We start from the raw sequence: 4,207 nt of genomic DNA, 5'->3' as shown, positions 1-4,207 counted from the left end.
GGGGAAGGCCGCGTGCCCGCCGTACGACGGCAAGCGCACGCATACGGAGGTCTTCGAGTTCTGGCCGTCGGATTTGCAGCAGGTGTTCGCGCAGGCCGGCATTCCGCGCCGGCGGCCGCCGCAGAATGCCGATTGTCGCGATGCCGGACAGGTCGAAGGCGACCCGCCGCGCATCACGTCGCCGCTGCGCGGCAGTACGTACGCGATGCGCGTGAAAAGCACCGACGACACGCGCATCGCGTTCAACGCGAGCGCCGATGCGAGCGCGCATGCGCTGTACTGGTTCGTCAACGATGCGTATGTTGGCCGCAGCGCGCCGGGCGACACGCTGTTCTGGCAGCCGCGCACGGCCGGCAGCTATACGGTGCGGGTGGTCGACGATCACGGCCGCAGCGATCAGCGGCCGTTGGGCGTGGGGCTGGAGCAGTAACGCGCGGCCTGCCCGCGCCGGTTCAGACGGTGTAGCCGATCCGCAGGACACCCCATGGCCGTCCGCCGACGACGATCGGCGCGGACACGTCCTTCATCAGCACGAACTGGCCGTTGCCCATGTCGCGGCGATAGGTCTGCAGCAGGAACGGCTTGTCATGCGCCACGGACATGCGCGCCGTGCGGTCCGTGTAGATCCGGCGGTTCCGGCAATTGGCCGCATTCCACGCGGCGTCCGCGCGCTGAGGCAGGGAAAACTTTCGGTTGTGAGTCGGCAGGTAGCACTGCCGGTCGAAGCTCGCGCAATAGACGACGCGTGCGTCGACGTCGAGCACCGGCTCCTGGATGGCCGGCAGCACGCGATCGGTGAACGCCGTGAAGCGCGTCATGAACTGTTGCGGGTCGGTGCCCGGAATCGGTTCGTAGTGCGTGTCGAACAGCGCGTCGAGCGTGATGTCGCCGCGGCCGATCGCCTCCTCGAAGCATTTGCCGATCGCGGCGGCCGTGCTCCGCGCGGTGTCGATCAGGCGCGTGTCCGGCGATTCGATGCCGGTCGCGGCGGTGAGCTCGATCAGCGTCTCGGAGACGGAGAGCAGATTGCCGAGGCGGTCCTTGGCCTGCGAGAAGTTGTCGGCCGAGTTCTCGACGCCGGACGCCATCTCGCCGACCTGCTCGTCGAGACGATGGCACTGCGCCTCGATCTCGTCCGTCAACGACGCGATCTGTTCGGCTTCGCCCGCAAGTTCGGTGATCGCGTGCCCGGTCGCGTGCACGACCTCGCCGATCGTGCGCGTGCCCTCGCGCACGCGATGCGCGCGGGCGGCGTTGTCGGTGCCTTCCGCGAGCAGGTGTTCGGTCTGCTCGGCGAGCCGCGCGAGCGTCGTCTCGATCTGGGCCGTCGCCTGGCCGGTTTTCGCGGACAGGTTCTTGACCTCGGCCGCGACGACCGCGAAGCTGCGGCCCGACTCGCCGGCACGCGCGGCCTCGATCGCGGCGTTCAGCGCGAGCAGGTGGGTCTGGCGCGCGATGACGGAAATCTCCTCGGACACCGCCCGCACGTGGTCGAGCGCATCGCGCAGCGCGCCCATCTGGTCGCCGATCGTGGTGACGCCCTCGACGAGCCCGTGAATGTCGGCGAGCGACGCCTCGATCGTCTGCTGCGACTGCTGGACCGCATTCGACGCATTGGCGCTGACGTTGCGCACCTGCTGCGCGGCCTCGGCGATCCGGTGGTTGCCGCGCAGCGTGAGGGCGGCCGATTCGCGCAGCGTGTGGCACACCTCCGCCTGCCGGGCGACGCGGGCCGCGACTTCCTCGACGTGGCCCGACACGTCGCAGATCTCGATGCCGAGCCTGCCGGCCTGCTCGGCAATGTCGCCGACGAGCGCGCGCGACGAACGGCGGTGGCGGCCGATTCCGAAGAAGTTCACGTTGGTGGGTCTCCTTGAGGGCACGCGCGCCGGGTTTCCGGCGGATGTTGCGCATGCGTTCCTGACTTGACGGCCGCGCAGCCGCGGACTTGAGGTCGGGTAAACATCGAGATCGGTGCGCCGGATGGCCGGGCCGGCGCCGGGTGAGGCGCGTGTGCGTGACGTTCGCATGACGTCTGCGCGACGTTTATGCGTCGTTTCCGTGTCCGGACGGGCGGCGCGTGGCACTCGCCCGTCCTCGGCGGCTGTATCAGAACACGTGATGGATGCCGGCGTTGACGCCGACCGTCGTGCCCGGCAACCCGTACAACGCGCCGCCCGTGATGCCGAGGCCCGTATTCATCGCGCCGTGGTTGTTGACCACGCCGACCTGCGCATACAGGCCCGTTCGTTTCGACAGGCTGTAGTCGGCGCCGATCGCGGCGAGCAGCGAATGATTGTGCGAATCGTTGCGGTCGGTGGTGTACCACGCGCCGGTGTTCAGGTCGAGGGCCGGCGTGACGCGGTAATCGAGGCCGGCGCTATACACGTCGTTGCTGAACGAGCCGGCGACCTTGTAGCTCGTGAACGACGCCTTGCCGGTCACCGGCCCGAACGTGTAGGCGGCGCCGATCGTGCGGCCGACGAACGCGACCGTGCTCGCAACCGGCGTCGGCGACGTGCCGCCGTTGCCGTCGTAGAGCGCCGCGTTGAGCATGAAGCCGCCGTTCGTATAGGTGAGGCTGCCGGAATACTGGCGTCCCGCCTGGAAGTCGCCGGCCTTCCCGCCGAAGCCGAACATCGCGCTGGCCGTCAGCCCGGCGATCGTCGGGCTCGTGTACGAAATCGCGTTCGGGTTGAAGAGGCCCGTAACGAGCACGTTGTCGACATACGGCACCAGCGCCGCGCCGAAGTGCGAGACGTTGCGCGGATCCGATCCGAGGATCGCGAGCACGAACGGCGAGAACTGCAGGCCGACCTTCGTTTCGCCGAAGCCGCCGTCGATCCCGACCCACGCCTGGCGGCCGAAGAAGTTGCCGTTCGAATGGCCGAACGCGCCGTCCGTGATGTTGAAGCCGCTTTCCAGCTTGAATCTCGCGTGCAGCCCGCCGCCGAGATCCTCGGTGCCCGTGATGCCGAAGTTGGTCGGCGTCATGCCGGTGTCGGTCAGCGCGAACTGGCGGCCGGAGTTACCGCCGGTCGCCGAATCGAGCGACCGGCTCGTATAGAGCAATGCGGCATCGAGATCGCCGTACAGCGTGACGCTGCTCTGCGCGAAGCTGCTCGTGCTGGCGGCCGCGCCAAGCAGCGCCGCGCACATCGTCCGTGTCATTCCCTTCATCGTCTGTCTCCGTTTTGTGAGTGTTGTAATACGTACGACTAATTAAAAATGCAATGGCGGAAGCGATGCGAGCCGCCTGCATGCCGTGCCGTCGGGGAACGCACGGCGATGCTTGTCGCCGGCGCCGAAGCGACCGCGAGCCCGGTGTGAGAGGCGGGCGGTCGTGCTTCGGCGCCGCGGTGAAGCGATAGGCCCGCCGTGGCGGGCGATGTCACATCGAGCGGTTCAATTGCTCGAGGATGGCCGGATTCTCGAGCGTGGACGTATCCTGCGTGATCGCCTCGCCCTTCGCGAGCGAGCGCAGCAGGCGCCGCATGATCTTGCCCGAGCGCGTCTTCGGCAGGTTGTCGCCGAAGCGGATGTCCTTCGGCTTCGCGATCGGCCCGATCTGCTTGCCGACCCAGTCGCGCAGCGTCTTCGCGAGCGCCGCCGCTTCGTCGCCTTCCGGGCGCGCGCGCTTCAGCACCACGAACGCCACGACCGCTTCACCCGTCGTGTCGTCCGGACGGCCCACCACCGCCGCTTCGGCCACCAGCTCGTGAGACACCAGCGCCGATTCGATCTCCATCGTGCCGAGGCGGTGGCCCGACACGTTCAGCACGTCGTCGATCCGGCCCATGATCGTGAAGTAGCCGGTCTCCTTGTCGCGCACCGTGCCGTCGCCGGCCAGGTACAGCGTGCCGCCGAGTTCTTCCGGGTAGTAACTCTTCTTGAAGCGCTCCGGGTCGCCCCAGATCGTGCGGATCATCGCGGGCCACGGCCGCTTGACGACGAGAATCCCGCCTTGCCCGTTCGGCACGTCCTGGCCGGTCTCGTCGACCACCGCGGCCATGATGCCCGGCAGCGGCAGCGTGCAGGAACCCGGCACGGTCGGCGTCGCGCCCGGCAGCGGCGTGATCATGTGGCCGCCGGTTTCGGTCTGCCACCACGTGTCGACGATCGGGCAGCGTTCGTGGCCGACGTGCTTGTGGTACCACATCCACGCTTCCGGATTGATCGGTTCGCCGACCGTGCCGATGATGCGCAG

At 68.1% G+C, this 4,207-nt stretch carries 3 protein-coding genes and 1 pseudogene; 1 reads left to right on the top strand and 3 read right to left on the bottom strand.

What is annotated here, in order from left to right; translation table 11 throughout:
- A pseudogene (locus tag AC3IFE_RS18785) lies at positions 1–430 on the top strand (penicillin-binding protein 1C); the annotation flags it as partial.
- A 22-nt stretch (positions 431–452) separates the two neighbouring features.
- On the opposite strand, the gene AC3IFE_RS18780 reads toward AC3IFE_RS18785, so the two are convergent.
- The 3 genes from AC3IFE_RS18780 to AC3IFE_RS18770 all read right to left on the bottom strand — a co-directional run.
- Positions 453–1,859 (bottom strand): methyl-accepting chemotaxis protein, encoded by a 1,407-nt coding sequence (locus AC3IFE_RS18780; RefSeq protein WP_489191533.1) that lies wholly within the window; start codon positions 1,857–1,859, stop codon positions 453–455.
- Between the two features lie 250 nt (positions 1,860–2,109).
- Positions 2,110–3,180, bottom strand: coding sequence for a porin (locus AC3IFE_RS18775; protein WP_489191532.1), 1,071 nt, complete (start codon positions 3,178–3,180; stop codon positions 2,110–2,112).
- A gap of 211 nt (positions 3,181–3,391) precedes the next feature.
- Positions 3,392–4,207, bottom strand: an 816-nt coding sequence (locus AC3IFE_RS18770; protein WP_489191531.1) for an AMP-binding enzyme, incomplete at its 5' end; no start/stop codon positions are given.

It is taken from the genome of Burkholderia sp. APQ4-4ca (assembly GCF_057837105.1).
This window is presented reverse-complemented; position numbering and strand designations above follow the sequence as displayed.